Origin of the sequence: Carboxylicivirga linearis (genome assembly GCF_018271995.1) — a bacterium.
GTDB lineage: Bacteria > Bacteroidota > Bacteroidia > Bacteroidales > Marinilabiliaceae > Carboxylicivirga > Carboxylicivirga linearis.
Genome location: NZ_JAGUCO010000001.1, coordinates 112,399 through 135,985, shown reverse-complemented (window position 1 = coordinate 135,985; position 23,587 = coordinate 112,399). Strand labels below are relative to the sequence as shown.

General features: G+C 38.3%; 16 protein-coding genes. 8 read left to right on the top strand and 8 right to left on the bottom strand.

Annotated elements, in window-relative coordinates; all coding sequences use genetic code 11:
- Nucleotides 1-18: 18 nt before the first annotated feature.
- From KEM10_RS00525 to KEM10_RS00500, 6 genes are all read left to right on the top strand, one after another.
- The gene (locus KEM10_RS00525; protein ID WP_212212105.1) at nucleotides 19-3,144 is read left to right on the top strand and encodes an efflux RND transporter permease subunit; all 3,126 of its coding nucleotides are present in this window, start codon (nucleotides 19-21) and stop codon (nucleotides 3,142-3,144) included.
- An 18-nt stretch (nucleotides 3,145-3,162) separates the two neighbouring features.
- Entirely contained in the window at nucleotides 3,163-3,456 is a 294-nt protein-coding gene (locus tag KEM10_RS00520; protein ID WP_212212103.1) for a PG0541 family transporter-associated protein, read from the top strand.
- Between the two features lie 283 nt (nucleotides 3,457-3,739).
- Entirely contained in the window at nucleotides 3,740-4,357 is a 618-nt protein-coding gene (locus KEM10_RS00515; protein ID WP_212212101.1) for a TetR/AcrR family transcriptional regulator, read from the top strand.
- Between the two features lie 17 nt (nucleotides 4,358-4,374).
- A complete protein-coding gene (locus KEM10_RS00510) occupies nucleotides 4,375-5,700 on the top strand; it encodes a TolC family protein (RefSeq protein WP_212212098.1) in 1,326 nt (441 codons plus the stop codon).
- 11 nt (nucleotides 5,701-5,711) lie between these two features.
- Nucleotides 5,712-6,851 carry an efflux RND transporter periplasmic adaptor subunit gene (locus KEM10_RS00505; RefSeq protein WP_244825441.1) on the top strand — a complete coding sequence of 380 codons (1,140 nt, stop codon included), beginning with the start codon at nucleotides 5,712-5,714 and terminating at the stop codon, nucleotides 6,849-6,851.
- A gap of 26 nt (nucleotides 6,852-6,877) precedes the next feature.
- Nucleotides 6,878-10,312, top strand: a complete 3,435-nt coding sequence (locus KEM10_RS00500) for an efflux RND transporter permease subunit (RefSeq protein WP_212212096.1) — start codon at nucleotides 6,878-6,880, stop codon at nucleotides 10,310-10,312.
- Nucleotides 10,313-10,379: 67 nt separating this feature from the next.
- Here the strand turns inward: KEM10_RS00500 and KEM10_RS00495 are convergent, their stop codons facing one another.
- Complete coding sequence (locus KEM10_RS00495; RefSeq protein WP_212212093.1) at nucleotides 10,380-11,198, bottom strand: glycoside hydrolase family 16 protein; 819 nt, start codon at nucleotides 11,196-11,198, stop codon at nucleotides 10,380-10,382.
- A 480-nt stretch (nucleotides 11,199-11,678) separates the two neighbouring features.
- Between KEM10_RS00495 and KEM10_RS00490 the strand changes: the two genes are divergently transcribed.
- Together KEM10_RS00490 and larB are read left to right on the top strand one after the other, a co-directional pair.
- Nucleotides 11,679-12,497 (top strand): adenine nucleotide alpha-hydrolase family protein, encoded by an 819-nt coding sequence (locus tag KEM10_RS00490; protein WP_212212091.1) that lies wholly within the window; start codon nucleotides 11,679-11,681, stop codon nucleotides 12,495-12,497.
- Between the two features lie 14 nt (nucleotides 12,498-12,511).
- Nucleotides 12,512-13,246: a nickel pincer cofactor biosynthesis protein LarB gene (larB, locus tag KEM10_RS00485; RefSeq protein WP_212212089.1), complete on the top strand. Its 735-nt coding sequence runs from the start codon at nucleotides 12,512-12,514 to the stop codon at nucleotides 13,244-13,246.
- 73 nt (nucleotides 13,247-13,319) lie between these two features.
- Here the strand turns inward: larB and KEM10_RS00480 are convergent, their stop codons facing one another.
- The 7 genes from KEM10_RS00480 to hemC form a co-directional block, all read right to left on the bottom strand.
- On the bottom strand, nucleotides 13,320-16,820 hold the full coding sequence (locus KEM10_RS00480) for a beta-L-arabinofuranosidase domain-containing protein (protein ID WP_212212087.1): 3,501 nt from the start codon (nucleotides 16,818-16,820) through the stop codon (nucleotides 13,320-13,322).
- A 111-nt stretch (nucleotides 16,821-16,931) separates the two neighbouring features.
- Nucleotides 16,932-18,311: an oxygen-independent coproporphyrinogen III oxidase gene (hemN, locus tag KEM10_RS00475; protein WP_212212084.1), complete on the bottom strand. Its 1,380-nt coding sequence runs from the start codon at nucleotides 18,309-18,311 to the stop codon at nucleotides 16,932-16,934.
- A 67-nt stretch (nucleotides 18,312-18,378) separates the two neighbouring features.
- Complete coding sequence (gene hemE, locus KEM10_RS00470; protein ID WP_212212082.1) at nucleotides 18,379-19,410, bottom strand: uroporphyrinogen decarboxylase; 1,032 nt, start codon at nucleotides 19,408-19,410, stop codon at nucleotides 18,379-18,381.
- A gap of 83 nt (nucleotides 19,411-19,493) precedes the next feature.
- Nucleotides 19,494-20,786 carry a glutamate-1-semialdehyde 2,1-aminomutase gene (hemL, locus tag KEM10_RS00465; protein WP_212212079.1) on the bottom strand — a complete coding sequence of 431 codons (1,293 nt, stop codon included), beginning with the start codon at nucleotides 20,784-20,786 and terminating at the stop codon, nucleotides 19,494-19,496.
- Nucleotides 20,787-20,870: 84 nt separating this feature from the next.
- Entirely contained in the window at nucleotides 20,871-21,848 is a 978-nt protein-coding gene (gene hemB / locus KEM10_RS00460) for a porphobilinogen synthase (protein WP_212212076.1), read from the bottom strand.
- An 18-nt stretch (nucleotides 21,849-21,866) separates the two neighbouring features.
- Nucleotides 21,867-22,619 carry a uroporphyrinogen-III synthase gene (locus tag KEM10_RS00455; protein ID WP_212212073.1) on the bottom strand — a complete coding sequence of 251 codons (753 nt, stop codon included), beginning with the start codon at nucleotides 22,617-22,619 and terminating at the stop codon, nucleotides 21,867-21,869.
- A 10-nt stretch (nucleotides 22,620-22,629) separates the two neighbouring features.
- Nucleotides 22,630-23,559, bottom strand: a complete 930-nt coding sequence (gene hemC, locus KEM10_RS00450) for a hydroxymethylbilane synthase (protein WP_212212069.1) — start codon at nucleotides 23,557-23,559, stop codon at nucleotides 22,630-22,632.
- Nucleotides 23,560-23,587: the final 28 nt, after the last annotated feature.

Here is a 23,587-nt window from a genome sequence, read left to right as displayed (position 1 = left end):
AATTTTAGACGAATAAGAATGAGTATATATAGTGCAGCCGTAAAAAAACCGGTTTCCACCATTATGATATTTATGGCGGTAATCGTGTTCGGTATCTATTCTTTGTTCTATCTACCCGTTGATATGTATCCGGAGATAGAACCACCATACATTACTGTTATGACAACGTATGTTGGTGCCAATGCCGAAGAAATTGAAACCAATGTTACCAAACTAATTGAAGATGGCCTTAACTCAGTGGATGATCTGAAAGAGGTAACATCCAGATCGGAAGATAATGTATCGGTAGTAACGCTTGAATTTGACTGGGAGGCCGACCTCACAGAAGCAGTTAACGATATTCGCGACGCCCTTGAATTTGTTAAGGACGATTTACCTGACGATGCCGAATCGCCATTGATTTTTAAATTTAACACCAGTTCCTTTCCAATCCTTTTTTATGCTGTTAATGCAAAAGAGAGCTTTAATGGCTTAGAGAAGATTCTGGAAGAAAAAATCGTTAATCCATTAAACAGGGTAAACGGTATTGGCAGTGTTTCGGTAATAGGTGCACCCGGACGTCGAATATATGTAGAGTGCGATCCGTTAAAACTAGATGCATACGGAATTACCGTTGAGCAGATTGGTCAGATAATCAGCACCGAGAATATGAATGTTCCATCAGGGCATATTAAAATGGGACAGTTCGATTATCAATTGCGTGTTGATGGTGAATTTAACGATAGCTACGAATTAGAAAACCTGGTGGTTGGTAACAGCAATGGTAAAACCGTTTATCTGAAAGACCTTGCCACAGTTCATGATACCAAGAGAGAGAAAGAGCTGGATGAACGCTTCGAAGGGAATCCGGGTATGCGCCTGATGATAATGAAACAGTCGGGAGCCAATACCGTGCAGGTTGCCAATGATGCAAAAGCCATGCTGGAAGAATTAAAAGAATCGCTTCCTCCGGATGTGAACTTCTTCGAAATTATGGACTCTTCATCCGACATTGAAAAATCAATCAATAACTTGTCGCAAACCCTAATGTTTGCACTGATTTTTGTAGTGTTAGTGGTACTTCTGTTTTTAGGAAGATGGAGAGCAACCTTTATTATTGTTCTTACCATTCCAATATCGTTAATTGTAGCGTTTACCTACCTTTATGTTTCGGGTAATTCAATTAATATTATTTCTCTGTCATCGCTCTCCATTGCCATAGGTATGGTAGTAGATGATGCTATTGTAGTATTGGAAAATATTATGAAGCACATTGAGCGGGGTAGTTCACCGCGCGAAGCGGCTATTTACGCCACCAAAGAGGTTTGGTTATCAGTTATTGCCACAACATTAGTGGTGGTAGCGGTATTCTTCCCATTAACATTAGTTGGTGGACAAACAGGTGTTTTATTTAAACAGTTAGGATGGATTGTTACCATTACGGTTGTAACCTCAACTATAGCAGCCATTTCATTAACTCCTATGTTGAGTGCTCAGATGTTACGTTTAAGAGAAAAACGCAACGGTAAACCTTCAATATACGATAGAACCGTTGTAAAAACGCTGGATAGTATTGATAATGGTTATGCAAAAATAGTTGATTGGAGTATCCACCATAAGAAGGTAATCATTCCTGCTGTGGCCATTATTTTTATTAGCTCAATGATGCTGGCTAAATCACTGAAATTTGAAAACATGCCCGAGCAGGATCAGAGTCAGATGGAGGTGAATATTGAGTTACAGACAGGAATGCGTGTTGAAGAATCGATGGCTACAGCTCGTCAGATTGAAGCTTATGTAAAAAGTGAAATGCCTGAAGTGCAATTAACTTACACTTCATCAGGTAGTGATGATGAAGGAGGAATTTCATCCATTATGTTTGAATCGGCAACACATACCATTAACATGCGATTGAAATTGGTTGATATTGCTGACCGCGAAAGAAGCGTATGGCAATTAGCCGATATCGTTCGTGAGAAGTTGGAAATAATGCCTGAAATCATTAGTTATACCGTTTCTACATCAACAGGTATGAGTTTTGGAGGCGGATCTAATGGAGTGGATGTGGAAATATATGGCTACGATATTAAAACAACTACTTTAATTGCCAATGAGGTAGCTGAAAGGTTAAAAACAATTGAGGGTGCTGCAGATGTTAAAATCTCTCGTGAAAAAGAGAAACCACAGCTTCAGGTAGTTTTCGACAGAGAAAAACTATCGGAATACGGTTTAAATACATCCACCGCTTCCATGGCAGTGCGAAATCGTATTTCTGGCATGATTGCCTCTAAATTCCGCGAAGAAGGTGATGAATACGACATTGTGGTTAGGTATGACGAAAACGCCAGAAATACCATTGCCGATATTGAGAATATTACTATTATGACACCAACAGGAAAACTGGTTCGCGTTTCGGAACTGGGAACTGTTGAGGAATATTGGGCACCACCTCGTATCGAACGAAAACAACGTCAACGTTTAGTTACGGTTTCAGCCGTTGCAGCTAAAGGTTTAGCTCTGTCTGATTTGGCCGAATTGGTTAAAGCAGAATTAGAGACGGTTGATTTTCCTAGTGAAGTTTGGGTTTCTGTTGGTGGAGCTTATCAAGATATGCAAGAGAATGCTCAGGATCTTGGATTACTATTCCTGATCATCATCATCCTTGTTTACATTGTAATGGCATCACAGTTCGAATCATTAAAAATGCCATTCATCATTATGCTTTCTATTCTGTTCTCATTCTCAGGTGTAGTAGTTGCCTTGTATATTACCAACACAACCATGAGTACTATTGCCATGCTGGGAGCCATTCTTTTGGTAGGTATTGTGGTAAAGAATGGTATTGTAATGATTGACTTTATGAACTTACTGCGCGAGCGCGGTGTTGAGTTACATGAAGCAACCGTAACAGCCTGTCGTTCACGTTTACGTCCTATTTTGATGACTGCTTTAACAACCATTTTGGGTATGATGCCAATGGCATTAAGTGTGAGCGAAGGATCAGAAATTTGGGCCCCAATGGGTATTACTGTTATTGGCGGTTTATTATTCTCAACCATCATTACCTTGGTTATTGTGCCTGTGGTTTATGTTATGATGGCTCGTCATGGGGCAAGAGATAAAAAAGCCAAAGTGGCCAAAACATTTAAGTTTTTAGATCATTAATCAACAAAACTACGAAAGATGAAATCAGTATTTATAGTATATAATCAAGCCAACACTGAGCGGGTTGAGTACATGCTCGATAAGCTTGACGTGAGAGGCTTTACCATGTGGGAAGATGTTAAAGGCCGTGGGACCAATGATGGTGAACCCCGAATGGGAACCCATACCTGGCCTGAAATGAACTCGGCCATAATGGCCATTGTGCCTGATGAAAAGGTAGAACCTCTGCTGGATGCAGTCCAAAAGCTCGACAAAATAAACCTGGAAGTAGGAGTTAAAGCTTTTGTATGGGATATTCTGCAATCTGTATAAAAAAGTTTATTCAATTTGAATACGGCTGCTCATAATGGGCAGCCGTTTTTTTTGCCATTAATGCTTCATCTCCACCTTTTTGATTTGAACAACTTCAACATACTCATGTTATTTTATAGTGCCGTAAAACAACGAATAGACAAAGCTTTTTTAATCAGAAGGAAACTCTCCATTTTCAAAAGCAATTAGCACACTTATGTAAGCACTTCATATTTTGAATAAAAAGACGGAAACTTACAACACACCTATAGTTTCTTTTGTCATAATATTGTACATTCGCAAAATGAATGAAAAAAGACTAACCATAATCTCTAAAGCTGTAGATCTATATCATCAATATGGAATTAAAAGTGTTAGCATGGATGATATTGCCCGTGAAATGGGTATGTCAAAAAAGACACTTTACCAATTTATAAATGATAAAAACGATCTGGTTGAATGTGTAGTTGATTACCATATTAACCTGATTTCGGAGTTGTTCTCGGTGTTTTATAATGAAGACAGTAATGCCATTGAGCAACACAAAATTCATACTCAAAATGTAATGGACCGTTTTCCTCGTTACAACCCATCCATGTTGTATGACTTACGAAAATATTATCCAATGCTCCTCAATAAACTCAAAGAGCACAAATTTAAAGAATCATACAAAGCAAACTTAAACAACCTCGAGAAAGGCATAGAAGAAGGGTATTATATCAAGGATATCAATTCACATATAGTAGCTAAAATTCTGGTAGCTTATCAGCAGTTCTTATTCGATGGTACCACCGAATTACTTACCGAAAACGAACTGGCTGATAAAACAACATATGAAGAGGTATATAAATATCATTTCAGGGGTGTATGTACTCCAAAAGGTTTAGATGAACTGAAACGTTTATTTATCGATAATAAATAATGATTAAACACACAACTATGAAAAAAACGCTTTTAGCGATGGTAGGTATAATGATAAGTCTGGGCATCTCCTCCCAAACCGATTCATTGGAATTTACACTGCAGGAAGCACTTAATTATGCCACAGAAAATGCTTTTGACAGTAAAAGTGCTGCTTACGACATTGATGTTGCGGAAAAAACCGTTTGGGAATACATAGCCATTGGGTTACCTCAAATAAGTGTAGACGGACAGTTAACCGACAACCTGGCTATTCAGGAGAATGTTATTACCATGACACCAGAAGATGGGTCAGATCCCATGCGCATCAAAACAAAGTTTGGCCAAAAATATAACTGGAATGCAACCGGAAATGTAAGCCAGTTACTTTTTGACGGATCTTATATTCTGGGAGTAAAAGCCAGTAAGATATATGTTGAAATTAGTGAAAAGAATAAAACTAAAACCGAGATTGATGTTCGACAGGCGGTAGCGGAAGCTTATTATGTTGCCTTAATTGCTAAAAAAAATCTGGAGACCTTTAAGAAAAACCTGGAAGTAAATGAGCAAACCCTGAAAGAAACAAATGCTTATTATGAAAATGGTTTTCGTGAATTAACCGATGTTGACCAACTACGTTTAATGGTTAATAACTCACGTAATATGGTACTCGATGCTGAACGTCAGTTGGTAATTGCTAAAGCTGTTTTAAAGTATTCGATGGGTATTAGAATTGAACAGGCCATTAAGCTAAGTGATGAACTGAATAATCTGCTAAATCCTGTTGAGGCCACTATTACTCAAGGAGATAATTTTGATGTACGTTCTCATATTGATTACTCTATTTTAGAAACTCAGGAAGTAGTACAAAAAACACTGATAAAGAATGAGAAATCGAAATACCTACCAACACTAAGTGCTTTTTACAATATTAGTTATATTGAATTTGGAGATGATTTCAAATCGTTAGATAACACCAATTCTCAGATGTTAGGCCTTACTTTAGCGATGCCTATATTTAAGTCGGGCATGCAACACGCAAGGGTACAGCAAGAAGAGATTAATTATCTGAAATTGCAAAATCAAATGCTCCAAATGGAGGAGGGTTTAAAGCAACAATTAATGGTTGCTGAATCAAATTTCAAAAATGCACAGGCTACCTATTTAAATGATAAAGAAGGAGAGGAAATTGCTTATCGCATATACGACCGCACTCGTATAAAATTCACCAATGGACTGGTATCCAGTACCGAATTATCACAAATTGAAGGTCAATATATCCAGTCGCAAATCAGTTTTATCCAGTCCACACTCAACTTACTGGATACACATATTAAATATCAAAAGGCCATTAACCAGTTATAACCCTGCTTAATATGAAACCGAAAAGAAATCAAATAATGAAGAAGTTTGCTTTAATACTGTCAGTAATAGTATTATCAGCATGTGCTGCCACTACAGATGATGACAGAAGAGAGAAAGAAGAGGAGCTAAAGACGTACAAAAATGAGTTATCAGAATTAAAGAAGAAGATTGCCAAACTAGAAAAAGAACTGTCTGAAAGTTCAGGTGAGGGTATTATTTCAGTGGTGGCTACTCCTATATCACCTTCCTTATTCGAACATTTTGTTGATGTTACCGGGCAAGTACAGGCTGATAAAAACATCATTGTTAGCCCGGAGTCATCAGGCAAAATTGTTAGTATTGATGTAAAAGAAGGTCAACGAGTAACAAAAGGTCAGGTATTAGCCCGTTTGAACACTGAAATGATTGAACGCAGTTTGGATGAAATTGAAATTAATCTTCAACTGGCTAAAACCACTTTCGAGCGTCAGGCAAACCTTTGGGAACAAAACATTGGCTCTGAGATGGAATATCTTCAGGCTAAATCGAGCATGGAATCATTAAAGCAAAACAAAGAGGCATTACAAGCACAGTTAGATATGGCCGTTGTAAGGGCTCCTATTAATGGTATTGTTGATGATATTATTCAGCGCCAGGGTGAGATGGCTAATCCGGCAGCACCATTTGCTCGATTGGTTAACATCGACCAGGTTTATATAACAGCTGATGTGTCGGAAATATATCTGCAAAAAATTACTTCAGGAGATGAAGTAACAATTGATTTTCCGGTACTGGATAAAACCATATCAGCCAACATCTACCGTACATCATCAGTGATTGATGCCGATGCCCGAACATTTCGTTTACGCATAAACCTGTCAAACCCAAATGCAGATTATAAACCCAATATGTTATCGGTTTTAAAACTTCGAACCTTCTCAGCTGATAACTCTATTGTGGTTCCTTCCATTTTGGTAAAAAAAGATTTTAGTGGCGAGTTTGTGTTTATTGCTACCGAAAAAGACGGAAAAACCATTGCACAAAAGCAATACATCAAAACGGGTATAAAAGATAATAACAATACTCTGGTGACCGAAGGATTAAATGCCGGAGACTTACTTATAACCAAAGGCTACGCGCAGGTTGTAGATGGATCAGTTATTTCAATTTAATTATCCATTCTTGAAAAATAAGAAAAATGACAGAAGATAAAAGACCCAAAGAGAAAGTCTCGACGCGGAAGTTTAAACCTACGTTTTGGGCCCTCGACAATAAAAATACCATCTACATTCTTACCCTGTTTTTGATTGTAGCTGGATGGATGGGTTACCAATCGATGCAGCGCGAGCAGTTCCCTGAGATTGTAATTCCATATATATCAGTTAGCACTCCTCATCCGGGAAATAGCCCTTTGGATATTGAAAACCTGATAACTCGACCTATTGAAAAAGAACTGAAAGATTTGGATGGAGTAAAACGTATGTCATCCAACTCATTTCAGGATATGAGTTTGATAATTGTGGAGTTTGAAACGGATGTACCGGTTGATCAGGCCAAACTGGATGTTAAAGATAAAGTTGACAAAGCATTAAGCGAACTGCCCGATGATTTAATGGACGAACCCATTGTGGATGACATTGATTTCTCGGAGTTTCCGGTTTTAAATATCAATCTATCTGGTGATTATTCAATTTACGAACTGAAGAAGTTTGCCGAAGACTTACAGGACGAGTTTGAGACCCTGCGCGAAGTGCGTGAAGCAGATATTCGGGGAGTTGATGAGCGAGAGATAAAAATACATGTCGATCCACACCGAATGAATGCTTACAACCTAAGCTTTATGGACATTGAACTGGCTGTGCAGACCGAAAACTTTACGGTTGGCGCCGGTGAGGTAAAAGTCGATGGTACACGACGCTCCATTCGCGTTCAGGCCGACTACACCAATATGGATGAAATCCGCAATACCATAGTAAAAGAAATAAACGGTAAAGCTATTTACATCAAAGACGTTGCTGAGGTAATTGATGGATTTGAAGAGCAAAGCTCCATCTCTCGATTGAATCACAAATCGGTGGTAACTCTTTCTATTATCAAAAAGAGTGGTGAAAACCTCTTGGATGCAACTGATAAAATATTGGGTATCATCAAACAAAAACAAGAAAGTGAAACATTACCAAAGGATTTAGCTATTACCATTACTGATGACCAATCGGTGTTTGTACGAGATCAGATTACCAACCTTGAAAACAGTATTCTGTTGGGGATGATTTTTGTGATGATAGTACTTTACATGTTTCTTGGTTTGCGAAATGCCATATTCTCTGGTTTAGCCATACCTATGTCAATGATCATCTCAATGATGATTTTAAAACAGATTGGATATACCATCAATACAATGGTACTTTTCTCATTAGTATTGGCATTGGGTATGCTGGTGGATAACGCCATTGTGGTTATTGAGAATGTATACAGGATGATGGAACATGGAGTTAAACCCTCTAAAGCCGTTAAAAACGGAACCAGCGAAATTGCCATTCCAATTATCTCATCCACAGCAACTACTTTGGCAGCTTTCTTTCCATTGATTTTCTGGCCAGGCATTGTGGGTAAATTCATGAGTTACCTGCCAATTACACTCATTATCGTACTTACCTCATCTCTTTTTGTTGCATTGGTAATTAATCCAGCCTATGCTTCTAATTTTATGAAGCTGGAAGATGTGAAAGAAAAGAAAAGTTTCAGAAAGTATTTTTATGTAACTGGTGCCATCGCATTTATTGGGTTAATCGCTTATATATCGGGCAGTATACTTTGGGGTAACATACTGATATTACCATTGCTTATTACGGCTTCCAATAAATACATCCTTAAGCCGTCTGCCATTTGGTTCCAGCATACTTTCTTACCGTTTCTGGAAGATCAGTACGAAAATACATTACGAAAGGCTTTAGGGCGCAAGACCAGTAAGTGGTTATTTGGAGGATCGATAGCTCTATTTCTGTTTTCTGTTGTGTTCTATCGAGTTATTCCAACTAACGTGGAGTTTTTCCCGCAGAATGAACCTCGTACCATTTATGTAACTATGGAGCTTCCTTTGGGCACTGATATTGCCGTAACGGATGAAGTAACGGTGAATGCCGAGAATATTCTTTATGGAACATTGGAACCTTATATGGATATTGTTAAATCAATTGGTGTGAGTGTTGGAACGGGTAAAGGAGGCTTATTTGACTCAGGTCGATCGCCCAACAAATCATTAACCACCATAACATTCCTCGACTACCAGTATCGACAAGGTTATAGTACCCGCGATATCATGTCTAAACTTTCAGATGCGTATACCGGCTTTGTAGGAGCTAAGATATTTATCGAAAAAGAAGAAAACGGGCCACCGGTTGGTAAGCCTGTCAATATTGAAATTGCAGGTGATAATTACGAGCGACTTATTGATTTAGTCGCAGATATTAAAAGGGTGATTGATGAAGACCATATATCAGGTATCGAAAACCTGGAAATGGATTTAAATACCAATAAACCCGAGATGCAACTTTTTATCGATCGAGATAAGGTACGTCGAATGGGATTATCTACTCAGACTGTTGCCATGTCTTTACGAACCTCGTTGTATGGCAAAGAAATTGGTAAATTTAAAGATGGTGAAGATGAGTTTGACATCATGCTTCGCATGCAGGATAAATATCGATATGATGTTTCTACCTTGATGAATCAGAAAATTAAAGTGGAAAAGAATGGAATTAATCATTTGATACCAATATCGGCAGTCGCAACCTACGAATATGCTTCAACCTACGAAAAGATTATCAGGGTTGACAACACACGTGCTATCACCTTAAGTTCAAACGTGATTGAAGGATACAATGCCAACGAAATAAATGCACGTATTCGTGTTTTACTCGATGATTACGTGATGCCTAGCAATTACACCTGGAAGATGACTGGTGAACAGGAGAATCAAAAGGAAACAGCTGACTTTTTAGTGGGTGCCTTACTGTTTGCATTAGCCTTAATTGCCATGATTTTGATTACTCAGTTTAACTCAGGAGCTAAACCACTAATTATCATAGGTACTGTAGGATTGAGTACCATTGGTGTGTTTATGGGCTTAGGTACTTTCCGAATGGATTTTATCATTCTAATGACAGGACTTGGAATCGTTTCGTTGGCAGGTATAGTGGTAAACAATGGCATTGTATTAATCGACTATATTGATCTGATTCGCAAACAGAAAAAAGATGAATTAGGTATGAGCGAGCATGGCCGTTTGTCGCGAGAAGAGGAAATTGACAGTATTGTACGTGCAGGTAAAACACGTCTTCGCCCCGTATTACTTACAGCCATTACAACGGTGCTGGGTTTGATACCTATGGCAATAGGGCTGAACTTCGACTTCTTCAGCTTATTTGAGAATTTGGATCCAAATATCTACTTCGGTGGTGATAATGCCGACTTCTGGTCACCTATGGCATGGACGGTTATTTTTGGCTTATCAACCTCAACGATATTAACCTTAGTAATGGCTCCGGTTATGTATAATCTGGCCGTACGAGCCCGCAATCGACTTTTTAAAGCCAAGCCTATTGACTTGGTTAGAAATGATCAGGAAGAATAAAAAAGAAGGCTGTCCAGAAATAATTTGGACAGCCTTTTATATTAAGGGCAAGTAAATGGGGTTAATGTTAATTTGCTACTGATCTTCCTACATAAATATTACGAGCTTTCATAGTTGTGCTACCTGATGGACCCGGAGAACCAGATGATCCTTCCATTTGCATATTTATAATCAACCACATAGGCTTTCCTACAAAATTACCTGTATGCATTCCTTTCCAACTACCATCAATATAGTAATGGATATTTACATCTGAATCATTCGCTTTTGTGATCCAAACTCGATATTCATGCCATGACCCGGGACTATATACTGAAGTCGTTATCGTTGAAACGTCATTCCAGGCCCTAAAAGTGTTCTGCCAATTAACACTATTCCCTTTAAACTCCATAATATCACTTTCTGGAGGCCATGTCCATGCTCCTGACAACCAAAATGCAGGCCATGTACCAGTTGCTGTTGGAACCTGAAATTCACCTTTTACCTCATAGTTCGGATATTGATCATTAATTAAAATTTGATGCTTTGCATGTATCGCACCTGAATGATATTTAATGGCTAGATATGGGTCGGCTGAGCTATTACCTTCATCCCACGATATTCGATTGGCAGTAATAGTTAATGTTCCATTCTCCATATATACATGATCAGGATAACCATACATTCTGGCAGAACCATTATGATCACGGCCCCACGGGTAATAGTAATTCCAATTCTCCTCAAACGTAGTTTTATCCGAGAAAGTCCCTTGCAATACAGTTTCCCATGTTTTTAAGCGTGCTTCTTCATATTTATAATCATCATTCTCCGGTGCTATATCTTCATTTTTACAGCTCGTTAAATTCACTGCTCCTATTACGAGCATTGATAATAAGATTTTTTTCATAATTCTTAATTTTTTTATTTAGTTAACTTGCCCTATTAAAGTGTAAACGGATTTATTAAGGGTTAAATAAATGAGTAACCAGAAGGTAAATATTTGAGTTACTCACAAATGAACATTCAGTAGGGGGGTAAACATCATCTATGAACTATTATCAGAGGTATTAAAGCACATTACTATTTTATTTGGTTTAGTTAGTTAATTTATAATTAGTAGATTTTCTGAGCTAAAGGTAGTTGTTTAGTATCCGTATTTTTATTATGTTTTCGATAAACAATATAACGGATCCTGCACATTAGATACTTCTACCTTCGTTAAATTTCTACTCCAAACAGCACTCAATACACATTCTCCCATTAATTACTGTAGCTATGTCTTCTATTAATTCTCTGGAAATTATGAATTCGGCAATCTTAATTTTTCTTTCTATCTTGCTATTGCTTAACCCAGGCATCCCTATTCATCTAACTAAAAGCTATTAAAATGACTAAAGCAGATCAGCTTATCCAATGGTTTAAACATAATAGCCAAGGCTATTTATTGTTTTCCGGAGGGTTTGATAGTAGTGCTGTAATGGGCGCTGCTATAAAGGCAAAGTCTTCTGTTATTCCTATTTGGGTAGATAACGGATTTAACCGGGCTTCAAGTGACGACATGAAAATACAGGCAAGAAACCTTGGAGCACCTGAGCTAATAATTGTAAAGCTAAAACCTAGTGAAACGGTTATTGAAAATCCGGTTAAACGTTGTTATTTCTGTAAAAGAAGCATTTTAGAGCGAGTACCTAAAGATGCTATTGCCATTTTTGATGGTACAACAGCCAGCGATCTTGAAAATTACAGGCCAGGCAAAATTGCATTAGAAGAATACAATGTAAAATCACCTTTAGCTGAATTAGGGATAACTTCATCTGAAGCAAAGGATATCGCTATTAGCTTTGGTGCAGATCCGTTATTAGCGGATTTGGAAAGTTGTTTAGCAACACGCATTAACTATACCCACTTTTTATATCCCGAACGAATAGAGGCCATAAAGCAAATCGAGAATTTTGTAATTGAGCAGACCAACGATTTTAATGTTCGTTGTCGTTTTGATGATGATGATCATATACGTATAGAATTCTCAAAAGCTGAAAGCTACAGTGCCTTAACCGACTCTGCATTTAGAGATACAATATATGAAATGGGTAACACTGCTGCGTTATTTGTTACAATTGACATGAAAAGATCGCGACCTAATGAGTATGACAATAAAATTAATAAGGTCCAAACACAGCAAGGGATACACATTCCATCTCATTAAAGACTGAATTAAGAATGACTTTCGACGAATTATTTGATAAAATACAACAAGGCGAAATATCAAAAGATGAAGCTCATAAACATTTTTCGTTAGAATGGATGGAAACGGCCAGCCGATATATTCTGGATGTAAATAGGGGAATGAGAACCAACATCCCGGAGATTATTTATGGCGAATATAAAACATTGGAACAAACACTGGAATTAACCACCAAGCTACTTGATAAGCATCCACGTGTGGTTGTTTCACGTAGCCCATTCTACAAAGAGTTAAATGAACACTTTAAAGATAATTTTCCTGTTTTGTGGTCGGTAAATGCTACAGTTATTGGTGAAATGCCACAACCCAAAGGAAAAGTTTTGGTGATTAGTGCAGGTTCGGCCGATCATCCGGTTACATATGAATGTGAAGTGGTTTTACGAGCTGTTGGTGTTGAACCCATGGTGTTTGAAGACAGAGGCATTGCTCACCCCACTAGAGTTTTAGAAGCCATTAAAGCAGGAGTTGAACAAGATGTAGCAGCTGTTATTGTTGTTGCCGGAATGGAAGGTGCCCTAGCTCCATTTGTTTCATCGTTGGTAGCTCTTCCTGTAATTGGTGTTCCCACATCTGTAGGTTATGGATTCAGAGCAAAAGAAGCTGCGCTAACCAGTATGTTGGCCAGTTGTGCTCCCAACCTAACGGTGGTAAATATCGATGGTGGATTAAGAGCTGCTGTTGTTGCCGCATTAATTGCTAAGAATAGGTAATCTAACTTTTACTATAAAATTATTTAATGTGCCGGTTATCGTTACTGACTAACCGGCACATTTTTATATTACCTTAATTGTAAATTATCACTTTATAAATATAGGGTATCGAATCAACAATAACCTGAACCAGCTTTAGTCCGGTTTGATTACAAGGAATATCCACTGAAGCATCATCCGTATGGATACTAGATAAGTTACGTCCGTTTATATCATAAACCTTAATGGTGCTTGGTTGATCAAGTCCGGAAACAGTAATCGTTTTGTTTTTTGCTGCTACCTGATAAGTTTCTTTTGAATACTTTTTATCAACTCCTGTTGAATTCAACGGCTCAAGAAGTCTTACATAAAACAATCCTCCTACTACATTACTTGAATTGATAGCCTGAAACTTAACAGTTATTGTTTCTTTACCTGAAGTCATGGAATTGGGTATGTCATATTCCTGATTGACAAATTCATTCACATTCCATTTACCAACTACATTCTCAGTTATCAAAAGCTCATCATCAATATAAATATTAAAACTTCTACTTCCACTTTCATTACCCCAATATCGTACCATTAATGATAGATCGGATTTTCCTGCTGTTGAAAGATCATAACTAATAAATCCACCGTCTCTGGCATCTCTCCAGAATTCGTTTTGATAATTACCTGTATACGAATTTTGTGTTTGCATATTATGATCTACTTCTGGTTGCTGTTCTCCGGTAGCCACTTCATCTATCGTTCTGGCCTGCAATTCAAGTGCTTCTTGTTCTGCAGCAGCTAAACTATCTAAAACATCCTGATATTGATCTTCCGTTAAGGTTAACCAATACATCATATAACGCGAATCATGAATATTATAAAATGGCTCAAGAATCAGATCTTTATTTTCCTCTTTGGGGAATAAATCACTGGCTGTAAACTTCATCGTTTCACCTTCAATAGGCACAATTTTAGATGTTAAATCCTCACGAGAACTTACTATTACAGGAGCCTGATCGAGCGGTAGCAGACTGCCATTTGCTATGTGACCCCAGCGACTATTATCAGCTACTAAACCGGCTAAATCTTCTGTTCCTGTTTTTGCACCCAATAATATAGGCCCATGCATAACGGCAACATACTCTGAAACATTTGGCAATTCTTCAATTGTATTTTGCATTGGCAACAGCACATGTACTGAATCATTATTACTCCAGGTTCTGTCAATCGAAACGTAAGATTGAGGTTGAGCAGTTACAGTAATAGTATCTGTATTAACAACCACTTTTAAATCTCCTTCTGCCACCCAATGTGGATACCTGATCATAAGATTAAGATCAGTCGATGCTTCAGCAGTAAAATATAATCTGGATTTCTCTTCATTCGGGAAATCAGTCTCCTGACGAACAGTAACCCCTTTAGCTCTCCAGTTTAATTCTGAGGCAATAAATAGATTCACATATAACGAATCATCAACATGTGTGTAAATAAACTCTCCATATTTACCATGATTTTCCATTCCCGTTCCCACACAGCACCACATAGCTTCATTAGGAGCAGAGTATACTCTATAGTGACGAGGACGAGCTGGTGTAAAATACACATAACCTCCATGTTCGGGATGAATGGTTGATAATATATGGTTGTATAATGCTTTCTCATAATACTCAGCATACTTAGCGTCCACATTTGTTCTGAAGAGATCTTCAGTAAGCTTAAGCATGTTATTGGTGTTACATGATTCGGGCCCCTCAATATCTGTTATGTAATCGCCACAAGCTGAAGCCTGAGGGAAATATTCCTTTCGACTGTTTCCTCCCAATGCAAGACTACGATTCTCCGTAACCGTTTTCCAGAAGAATTCACCAGCATCTACATAATTGCTTTCTTTCGACACTTCAGCAATTCTTTGGAATCCAACAGCCTTAGGCACCTGGGTATTGGCATGCATATTATCCAGATTATCAACACCCGAAGCCATACTATTTAATAATACTTTATGAGAAAATCGTTTGGCGGCAGTCAGGTATTTGACTTGTCCTGTCATCTGATAGGCATCAGCCAATACTTCATTCATTCCTCCATGCTCAACATTCAGCATGGTCTCCATTTGCGTATCATTTAATCCTGAAGTGATATCGATCGCCCAATCGCAGAAAGAAAGGAAAACTCCTTTGGCTGTCACATTTCCGCCATATAACCAGGCATCTCTTAATCCTGCATAGGCTTTATGCAAATTATACCACGGTACCCAAGCCGAATTATAGTTACTAAAATTACCTGTTTTAAATGTTGACCAAACACTACTGCTTGATGGAACTCCACCTGTATAACCTACTCCCCATGTTGGAAAATTTAAGGTATTGGCATCCTGACAGGCTTTTAATTCTGTCACCATATAATCCATTAAATTTTTACAATCAACATTACCTGTTGCTGCGTAATTAATGGCCATGGCCGATAAATAATGACCTCCTATATGACCATCCAAACCAATCCAGTTTGAATAGCTAGAAGCTTTAGGCGTTAAACCAGCTTCTTTAAGATATGGAGCTAGCAACCTGTCAGCATCGTATTGAAGTAATGTTTGAATATTTAACTCACTGGCCTCTTTAAAAGGACCATCCAGCAAAGTGATATCTCCCAATGGAAATTCATTAGTGTATAACTTATCTTGCTGAGCTCCTTCTTCAGGGGTATTAACAGTGTATTCAATAGTATAAGTTTGGGTGGATGTTCCATTTAAAGCTGTTACCGTAATGGTTGACAATCCTGTTCCTGAAGCGATTTGAACCTCATCATCACCACTAATAGACACACCTGTTACAGTTGGTTTAACTATTGGCGTAACAGATGTAGTTCCTTCTGGTAATGTAGCGGTGTAAGTAAAGGTATTTTCATCAAAAGCCGAATCCAGAAATCCGGTATTTAGAGAAATAAAATCTAAAGTGGCCACATCTGACACTTCTGTGACGGTAAAGTGATCGAATTTAAAGAATCCGGCATCTTCTTTAGAAGTATGTGAGAAATCATATCCTTGAGACGTTGACTTCCCGCTAACACGAATTCCCAATGTTAAACTTCCTTCAACCACATGTTTGAGAACTGATAACTCGTAAAAAGGACCATTTTCTGCAGAAGATTCCCCATACCCACCAAAGGTATATTCTTCGTCGCCCCCTAAAATAGTTAAATTACCAGTTGAATAGGCTGCGTGATTATCGGCACCGTAAAGCATTGATTTGGTTGTTCCATCGGAGGTTACAAAAAGTCGCTGATTGGTTAATCTGTTGGTACTAACAGATACTAAAGCGGTTATTAAATAATTTCCTTCCGGAAGACCTGTTATAACTTGTGAACATTCGGCATCGCCAATACTACTATTCCACAAACCATTGATGTATGTGCCGTCTTTAGTAGCATCACCATCATTATTCGGACCAATCCATGCGTAACCACTTGTACCTGTCCAGGTCCATCCTGATCCGTCGCCGGTTTCAAAACTTGGATTGGTAATATTAGAGGTATAGCTTGTTTGAGCAAATGCCTGCAGATACAGGCCTAGCAATAAAGAAAATAAAAGTATAGATCTTTTTTTCATCTTGGATTTATTAATTCAATAAGGGATAGTCCAAGATTACAGATAACTATGATTTTTCTATTGCATAAAATCGGTTTTCAGTTACACTTTTTAGTCAAGTGTTATAAACCTTTAGACGGTCTTTGAATACTGCCCTTTACCACTCTTCAAAGCGGGATCAAATGCCATGGCGATATTTCGTATCACAAAACGTCCTTGTCCTTTAACAGTGAGTTCATCATTATTCAGTTCCAGTAAGTCATCATTAATAAATGACTGAATCTTCTCCAATTGAAAATCAACTGCTTTATAAACCTCACTAACTGATACATTAAATTCTGTAGCTACCTGCTTAAAATCTACAAAGTAATTACACATTACTTCGTTAATAATCTGACGAACTATCTGCTCATTCTGATTCAACTTATAGCCTCTGACTACTGCACGTCCATCCTTCTCAACACGTTCCATGTATTCTTTGATGGTTTTCTCATTCTGGCTGTAGGCAGTAAACAGCTGACTAATACTTGAAGTACCAAATCCATAAACCTGCCCTGTTGTTTCACGCGTACAATACCCCTGAAAATTACGATGGAGTTTCTTTTCCTTTAATGCCACAGCAAACTCATCGTTAGGCTTGGCAAAATGATCCATTCCAATAGGTACATACCCTTTATCAACAGCCATATTATAGGCATCTTCCAACATAGCTATTTTCTCATCGGCTCCTGGCAAACCATATTGTTCTAACTCTTTCTGACGAGTCATCACTGATGGAACATGAGCATAGGAAAACGTAACCAATCGATCAGGGTTAGCTTCTAAAGCCTGAGCTACGGTCTCATTAAAGCTCTCACGAGTTTGAAAAGGAAGACCATATACTAAATCAAGATTGATACCTGAAAATCCAGCTTTTCTTAAATAGGCAATCATCTCCTTTACCGGAACACGTGGTTCCTTTCGGTTGATGGCAGCTAAAACTTCCTGCTTAAAATCCTGAACTCCTAAACTAATACGGTTAAATCCCATATCTTTAAGCTCATCAACCATCTTATAATCAAGATATGCCGGACTACATTCCATGGCCATCTCATAGCTTTCAGCAAATGTAAAATTGCGTTTAATAGCATCTGTTACTTTTCTTATCAGCTTAGCTGAAATAGCATTAGGTGTACCGCCACCCCAATGAACCTGTGTTAATTTTCGATCATTGGAAACGTCCTTCGAAACCAAATCAATTTCCTTAATCAGAGTATCTATATAACTCTCGATTACATTCCTGCCCATTCCGGTGTAAGTTGTACAACCACAGAACGTACACAGTTGAGGGCAAAACGGAATGTGAATATAAACCGAAACATTCTCAGGTTTCTCTTGATTTGATACAATCACACTCTCCTTATAATCCTCGTTTCCATACTCATTGTGAAAGAATGTAGCGGGCGGATAACTGGTGTATCGTGGTCCTGCTACATTATATTTATCCAAAAGATTCCTATCGAATGTTAACATTTTTCTAATGATTAATGTTAATGATTAATGGTCTCATTCACAATCAACCATTTATCATTAATAATTGCTATCGTTGCCAATCTACTGATTTAACCCAGTCGATGACAAATTGAACATTTTCAACAGGCAAGTCAGGTAAAATACCATGGCCAAGATTAAAAATCCATTTTTGGTTATCTCTACCAAACGGTAAATACGTCTTATTTAACTCGGCTTCAATCTCTGCCTGACTCGCATACAAAATTCGCGGATCAAGGTTACCTTGTAATCCTACTTCCGGATCAACAATGGAACGTGCATACTTCAACGACATTCGCCAATCGATACCCACAAAATCAGAAACATCTTTGGTAACCGCACTAATTCCGTGTCCCAGATCTTTAGGGAAATAAATGGTTGGAATACCTTTATCTCGTACCGCTTGTAGTATTTTTTGGGAAGCAGGTAGGATCATTTCCAAATACATTTCTTCAGGCAATAAACCACCATAAGTCTCAAAAAGCTGGAATGCTTCTACACCATGCTCGGCTTGCTTTACCGCATATTCAACTGATACTTCGGTTAGTGCATCAATAATCTTCTGACTGGTTTTTCTATCCTTATAAAGAAATTCCGTAGCATTCTTAAATGTTATATCACGCACATTATCGCGAAACATAAAACAGAAAGTGGTCAACAACCCGCCACAAAAACCAATTAGTGGTTTACCTTCCGGCCTCGTTTCAATAATCTTATCAATGGCTGCGTAAACATGATCTAACTTGGTCATGTCTTTATTCAGCTGTTTGACTGGATCATCATAGGTATGTAAAGGTGCACCAAAAACAGGTCCGGCATCAGTAAATTTCAACGACATTCCTAAAGCTTCAGGTACCACTAAAATATCTGAAAACAGAATGGCAGCATCCACGCCTAAATCATAAATAGGCATTAAAGTAACTTTAGCAGCCAATTCCGGATCCTCCATCAGCTCTGAGAATGTGTAATTCTCCTTTAAAGCCCTGTAATTCGGTAACACTCGCCCAGCCTGACGCATAAACCAAACCGGCGGTCGTTCGGTGTTTTTACCTTGTATTGTATCTAGAAATATGTTTGTCATTTGTTTAGTATCAAGATTTAAGTATCAAGTATCAAGATTCTTAACCAAGCATGAACTTTGGTCTTGAATCTTCTGTCTTGATACTATTTTATCGCTTCCAACGCTTTACGGTTCCCTTTAATTAACTTCTCCAAATCCTTTTCGGTGTGAGCCATTGAAATAAACAGGCACTCAAACTGCGAAGGTGCAATATATAAACCATTCTCAACCATCCCTTTAAAATAGTCTGCATATTTAGATGTATCAGAACTCATTGCCTCGTCAAATGATGCTACTTGTTCTGAATCAGTGAAGAAAGCTGTCATCATAGAACCTACACGATTCAAAACAACATTCAAACCTAATTCCTGAGCGTTCAATTTTAAACCTTCTTCAACAAACTGTGCTTTTTTCTCCAGCTCTTCGTAAGCATTAGGTGTTTCATCCAGCTTTTTCAAAGCTGTTAATCCGGCAGCCATCGCTAAAGGGTTACCAGATAAAGTTCCGGCTTGATAAACCGGTCCGATAGGAGCCAGCATGTCCATTATTTCTGCACTTCCTCCGTATGCTCCAACAGGCAGACCTCCTCCAATAATCTTACCAAGTGTTGTTAAGTCAGGCATTACGTTATAATATTCCTGAGCACCTCCTTTTGCAAGGCGAAACCCGGTAATTACCTCATCAAAGATTAAAAGAGCCCCATTATCTTTTGTCATTTTACGCAGCCCTTCTAGGAATCCATCTGCAGGTGGTACAACACCCATATTACCAGCCACAGGCTCAACAATAACAGCCGCAATTTCATCTTTATGCTGATCGAACAACTCCTGAACCGAGTCCAGATTGTTATAATCAGCTGTTAGCGTATCCTTAGCTGTACTTTTGGTCACTCCCGGACTATCAGGCAATCCAAGTGTAATGGCTCCAGATCCTGCTTTAATCAAAAAGCTATCGCCATGACCATGATAACAACCAGCAAACTTAATAATCAACTCACGATTTGTATACCCACGAGCCAAGCGGATGGCGCTCATGGTGGCCTCGGTACCCGAATTTACCATACGAACCTTCTCAATTGATGGCATCATCTTAACGATCTGCTCTGCCATCTCGGTTTCAATAAGGGTTGGTGCACCGTAACTGGTTCCTAAAGACGCTGCATCGGTTACTGCTTTTACCACATCATCATGAGCATGACCTAAAATCAACGGACCCCATGACGCAACAAAGTCGGTATATTCATTATCATCTATGTCCCAAACCGTAGTTCCTTTGGCTTTTTTTATAAAAATAGGATCGATACCAACACTTTTGAAGGCACGAACCGGAGAATTAACACCTCCGGGAATTGCTTTTTGAGCTTCCTGAAAGGCTTGTTTGCTATTATTGTTATTCATATTAGTATCAAGAATAAAAACACAAGTTTCAAAATGATAACTTGTAGTTTGTTGAAACATAAGCTAGCAGCAAATTACTGACAGCTAATAGCTATTAAGGATATCAGCTGCATCCAATGCATGATAGGTAATTATGATGTCAGCACCAGCTCGTTTAATTGACAGTAATACTTCCATCATCACACGGTTTTCATCAATCCAGTCTTTACTACCGGCAGCTTTTACCATACTAAATTCACCACTTACATTATAAGCAGCTGTTGGCATTTCAAATTCATTTTTAACACGATAAATGATATCCAGATAACTCAAAGCTGGTTTAACCATCACAATATCTGCACCTTCGTTGATATCTTCAGCTACCTCGCGCATAGCTTCATCACTATTGGCAGGATTCATCTGGTAGGTACTTCTGTCACCAAACTGAGGTGCACTCTCCGCAGCCTCACGGAATGGCCCATAGAATCCAGAAGCATATTTAGCAGCATAGGACATAATAGGAGTTTTTTCAAATCCATTATCATCCAACGCCTTTCTAATTCTACCAATACGTCCATCCATCATATCACTTGGTGCAATAACATCGGCACCAGCCTGTGCCAGAGAAACAGACTGATCAGCTAAAGTCTGCAAAGTTGAGTCATTATCCACATCTCCGTCAATAATGGTTCCGCAATGTCCATGAGTGGTGTACTCACAATTACAAACATCAGCAACAATCAAAATATCATCAATCTCAGCTTTGATGGCACGAATGGCTTGTTGAACAATACCATCTGCCTGACAGGCAACATGACCATGTTCGTCTTTATGTTCCGGAATTCCGAATAACAGAATACTTTTTACACCTTTTGAAACAGCTAGTTTACATTCTTCAACCAACATATCAACCGACATCTGATAGTTACCAGGCATAGAACTAATAGGATTTTTCACCCCTTTTCCTGGACAAACAAACAATGGATATACCAAATCTTCTACTCTTAAATGAGTTTCGGTTACCATATTTCGCAATACTTTGTTATATCTTAATCGTCTTAAACGGGTTTCCGGGAAAGCCATATAATTATATGTTTTATATTATTGATAATCGGGTTTTAATTGTAATTTCATCTCCTGCCAAAGCCCCTCGTAGGTAGAAAGACGAGCGATAACCACAGGAGTGATTTCAAGTTTTTTCATACTTTTGGTTGTGGTTGGTCCTATGGATGCAAAACCTACTTCTTCGTGAATTAAATCACCATATATATCCATAAAACCATTAAAACATGAAGGACTTGTACAAACAACCAACATGGGTCGTTTTGCCTTTAATAAAGCTTCTGTTTTTTCATGGCGCTTTTCAGCTGTTATGGTTTTGTAGATATTAAAGCGCTTGTATTCACAAATATCCTGCAAGCCACTTTCCAGGGTATTTTCAGCCAGTTCGCCTAACAAACCTACCCATTTCTCGTTCTTTGGAATATGTACTTCGTGCAATTCTTCCACTAAATCAGAAGCAGTTCTGCCATTGGAAACCCACCAGGCTTTAATACCAGTTTTTTCCAGTATCTGGGCTGTTTTTTTACCAATACAAATAAAATTCTTATCCAGAATATCTGCTGGTTTAACCTGATTTAGAAAATACTCGACTCCTCTTTTACTGGTAAAAATGATGCGGCGACTATTAAAAACTACTTCCAGCTCCTCCTTGCTTAGGTTGATCTGTTCTGTATTAATCATTGGATCGCGGATAACATCAATGCCCTCCCCTTGTAATCCGTTATACAATAAATCATCCTCCCCTATTGGATGAGTTAAGATTACGGCCGTTTCGCGCGAATAAGGATCCATAAATGCTGATTTAAATATTTCTTACTTGGGTTAAAATATCATGTGCCCCTAAAGTAATGATTTTTTGTCCTAATTTACGACCAATTTTTTCTGCATCAACAGATTTTCCACTTTCTGTTGCTCTTAGTTCTTTCGTTCCATCGGGTAATGCTACCAAGCCTGTTAAGGTAAGCTCATCGCCTTCAATTGTGGCATAGGCACCAATAGGTATCTGGCAACCTCCCTCCAATTCATTTAAGAAACTTCTTTCAGCCGTTATTTTATGGTAGGTTTGATTACAATGTAGAACGTTTATAAATTGTTGAATTCTATTATCATTCTCTCGTGTTTCTATGGCAATAGCCCCTTGACCACAAGCTGGTATTAAATATTCTGGCTCAAAAAGCTGGGTAATTTCTGAGTTGTATCCTAAGCGAATCAATCCTGCACCAGCCATCACCATGGCATCGCAATGACCATCCCTCATTTTTCTTAATCGTGTATCAACATTTCCTCTGATATCAACTACTTCTACTTTAGGATTAATACGCTTTACCTGTGCAATACGACGAAGGCTTGAAGTTGCCACTTTATGCGTTTCGTTCATCTCTTCTAATGACAAACCATCTTTACTAACCCACGCATCTTTAAATTCGGCCCGCTCAAGAATGGCGCCTAATTGAGCCCCTTCAGGAAATACGGTTGGTAAATCCTTCAGACTATGCACACACATATCAACTTCATTGCCAAAAAGCGCGTGTTCCAGCTCTTTGGTAAAAAGTCCTTTATCACCAATTTTTGAAAGTGCAACATCCAATATTTTATCTCCCTTGGTTGAGATGATAACAATTTCGAAAGATTGTTCGGGATAAGCTTCTTCCAGCTTTGATTTTACCAGATTGGCCTGATACAAGGCCAGTTTACTGCCTCGTGTTCCTATGCGAATGGTTGCTGTTGTCATAAGTGAGATTTCAAAAACGGATGGGTGT

Coding starts and splice junctions, on each gene's coding strand:
- hemN (WP_212212084.1), bottom strand. CDS start 18,311: ATGTTAACATTCGATAGGAATCTTTTGGATAAATATAATGTAGCAGGA.
- KEM10_RS00500 (WP_212212096.1), top strand. CDS start 6,878: ATGACAGAAGATAAAAGACCCAAAGAGAAAGTCTCGACGCGGAAGTTT.
- KEM10_RS00515 (WP_212212101.1), top strand. CDS start 3,740: ATGAATGAAAAAAGACTAACCATAATCTCTAAAGCTGTAGATCTATAT.
- KEM10_RS00505 (WP_244825441.1), top strand. CDS start 5,712: ATGAAACCGAAAAGAAATCAAATAATGAAGAAGTTTGCTTTAATACTG.
- KEM10_RS00525 (WP_212212105.1), top strand. CDS start 19: ATGAGTATATATAGTGCAGCCGTAAAAAAACCGGTTTCCACCATTATG.
- KEM10_RS00520 (WP_212212103.1), top strand. CDS start 3,163: ATGAAATCAGTATTTATAGTATATAATCAAGCCAACACTGAGCGGGTT.
- KEM10_RS00490 (WP_212212091.1), top strand. CDS start 11,679: ATGACTAAAGCAGATCAGCTTATCCAATGGTTTAAACATAATAGCCAA.
- larB (WP_212212089.1), top strand. CDS start 12,512: ATGACTTTCGACGAATTATTTGATAAAATACAACAAGGCGAAATATCA.
- hemB (WP_212212076.1), bottom strand. CDS start 21,848: ATGGCTTTCCCGGAAACCCGTTTAAGACGATTAAGATATAACAAAGTA.
- KEM10_RS00480 (WP_212212087.1), bottom strand. CDS start 16,820: ATGAAAAAAAGATCTATACTTTTATTTTCTTTATTGCTAGGCCTGTAT.
- hemL (WP_212212079.1), bottom strand. CDS start 20,786: ATGAATAACAATAATAGCAAACAAGCCTTTCAGGAAGCTCAAAAAGCA.
- hemC (WP_212212069.1), bottom strand. CDS start 23,559: ATGACAACAGCAACCATTCGCATAGGAACACGAGGCAGTAAACTGGCC.
- KEM10_RS00495 (WP_212212093.1), bottom strand. CDS start 11,198: ATGAAAAAAATCTTATTATCAATGCTCGTAATAGGAGCAGTGAATTTA.
- KEM10_RS00510 (WP_212212098.1), top strand. CDS start 4,375: ATGAAAAAAACGCTTTTAGCGATGGTAGGTATAATGATAAGTCTGGGC.
- hemE (WP_212212082.1), bottom strand. CDS start 19,410: ATGACAAACATATTTCTAGATACAATACAAGGTAAAAACACCGAACGA.
- KEM10_RS00455 (WP_212212073.1), bottom strand. CDS start 22,619: ATGGATCCTTATTCGCGCGAAACGGCCGTAATCTTAACTCATCCAATA.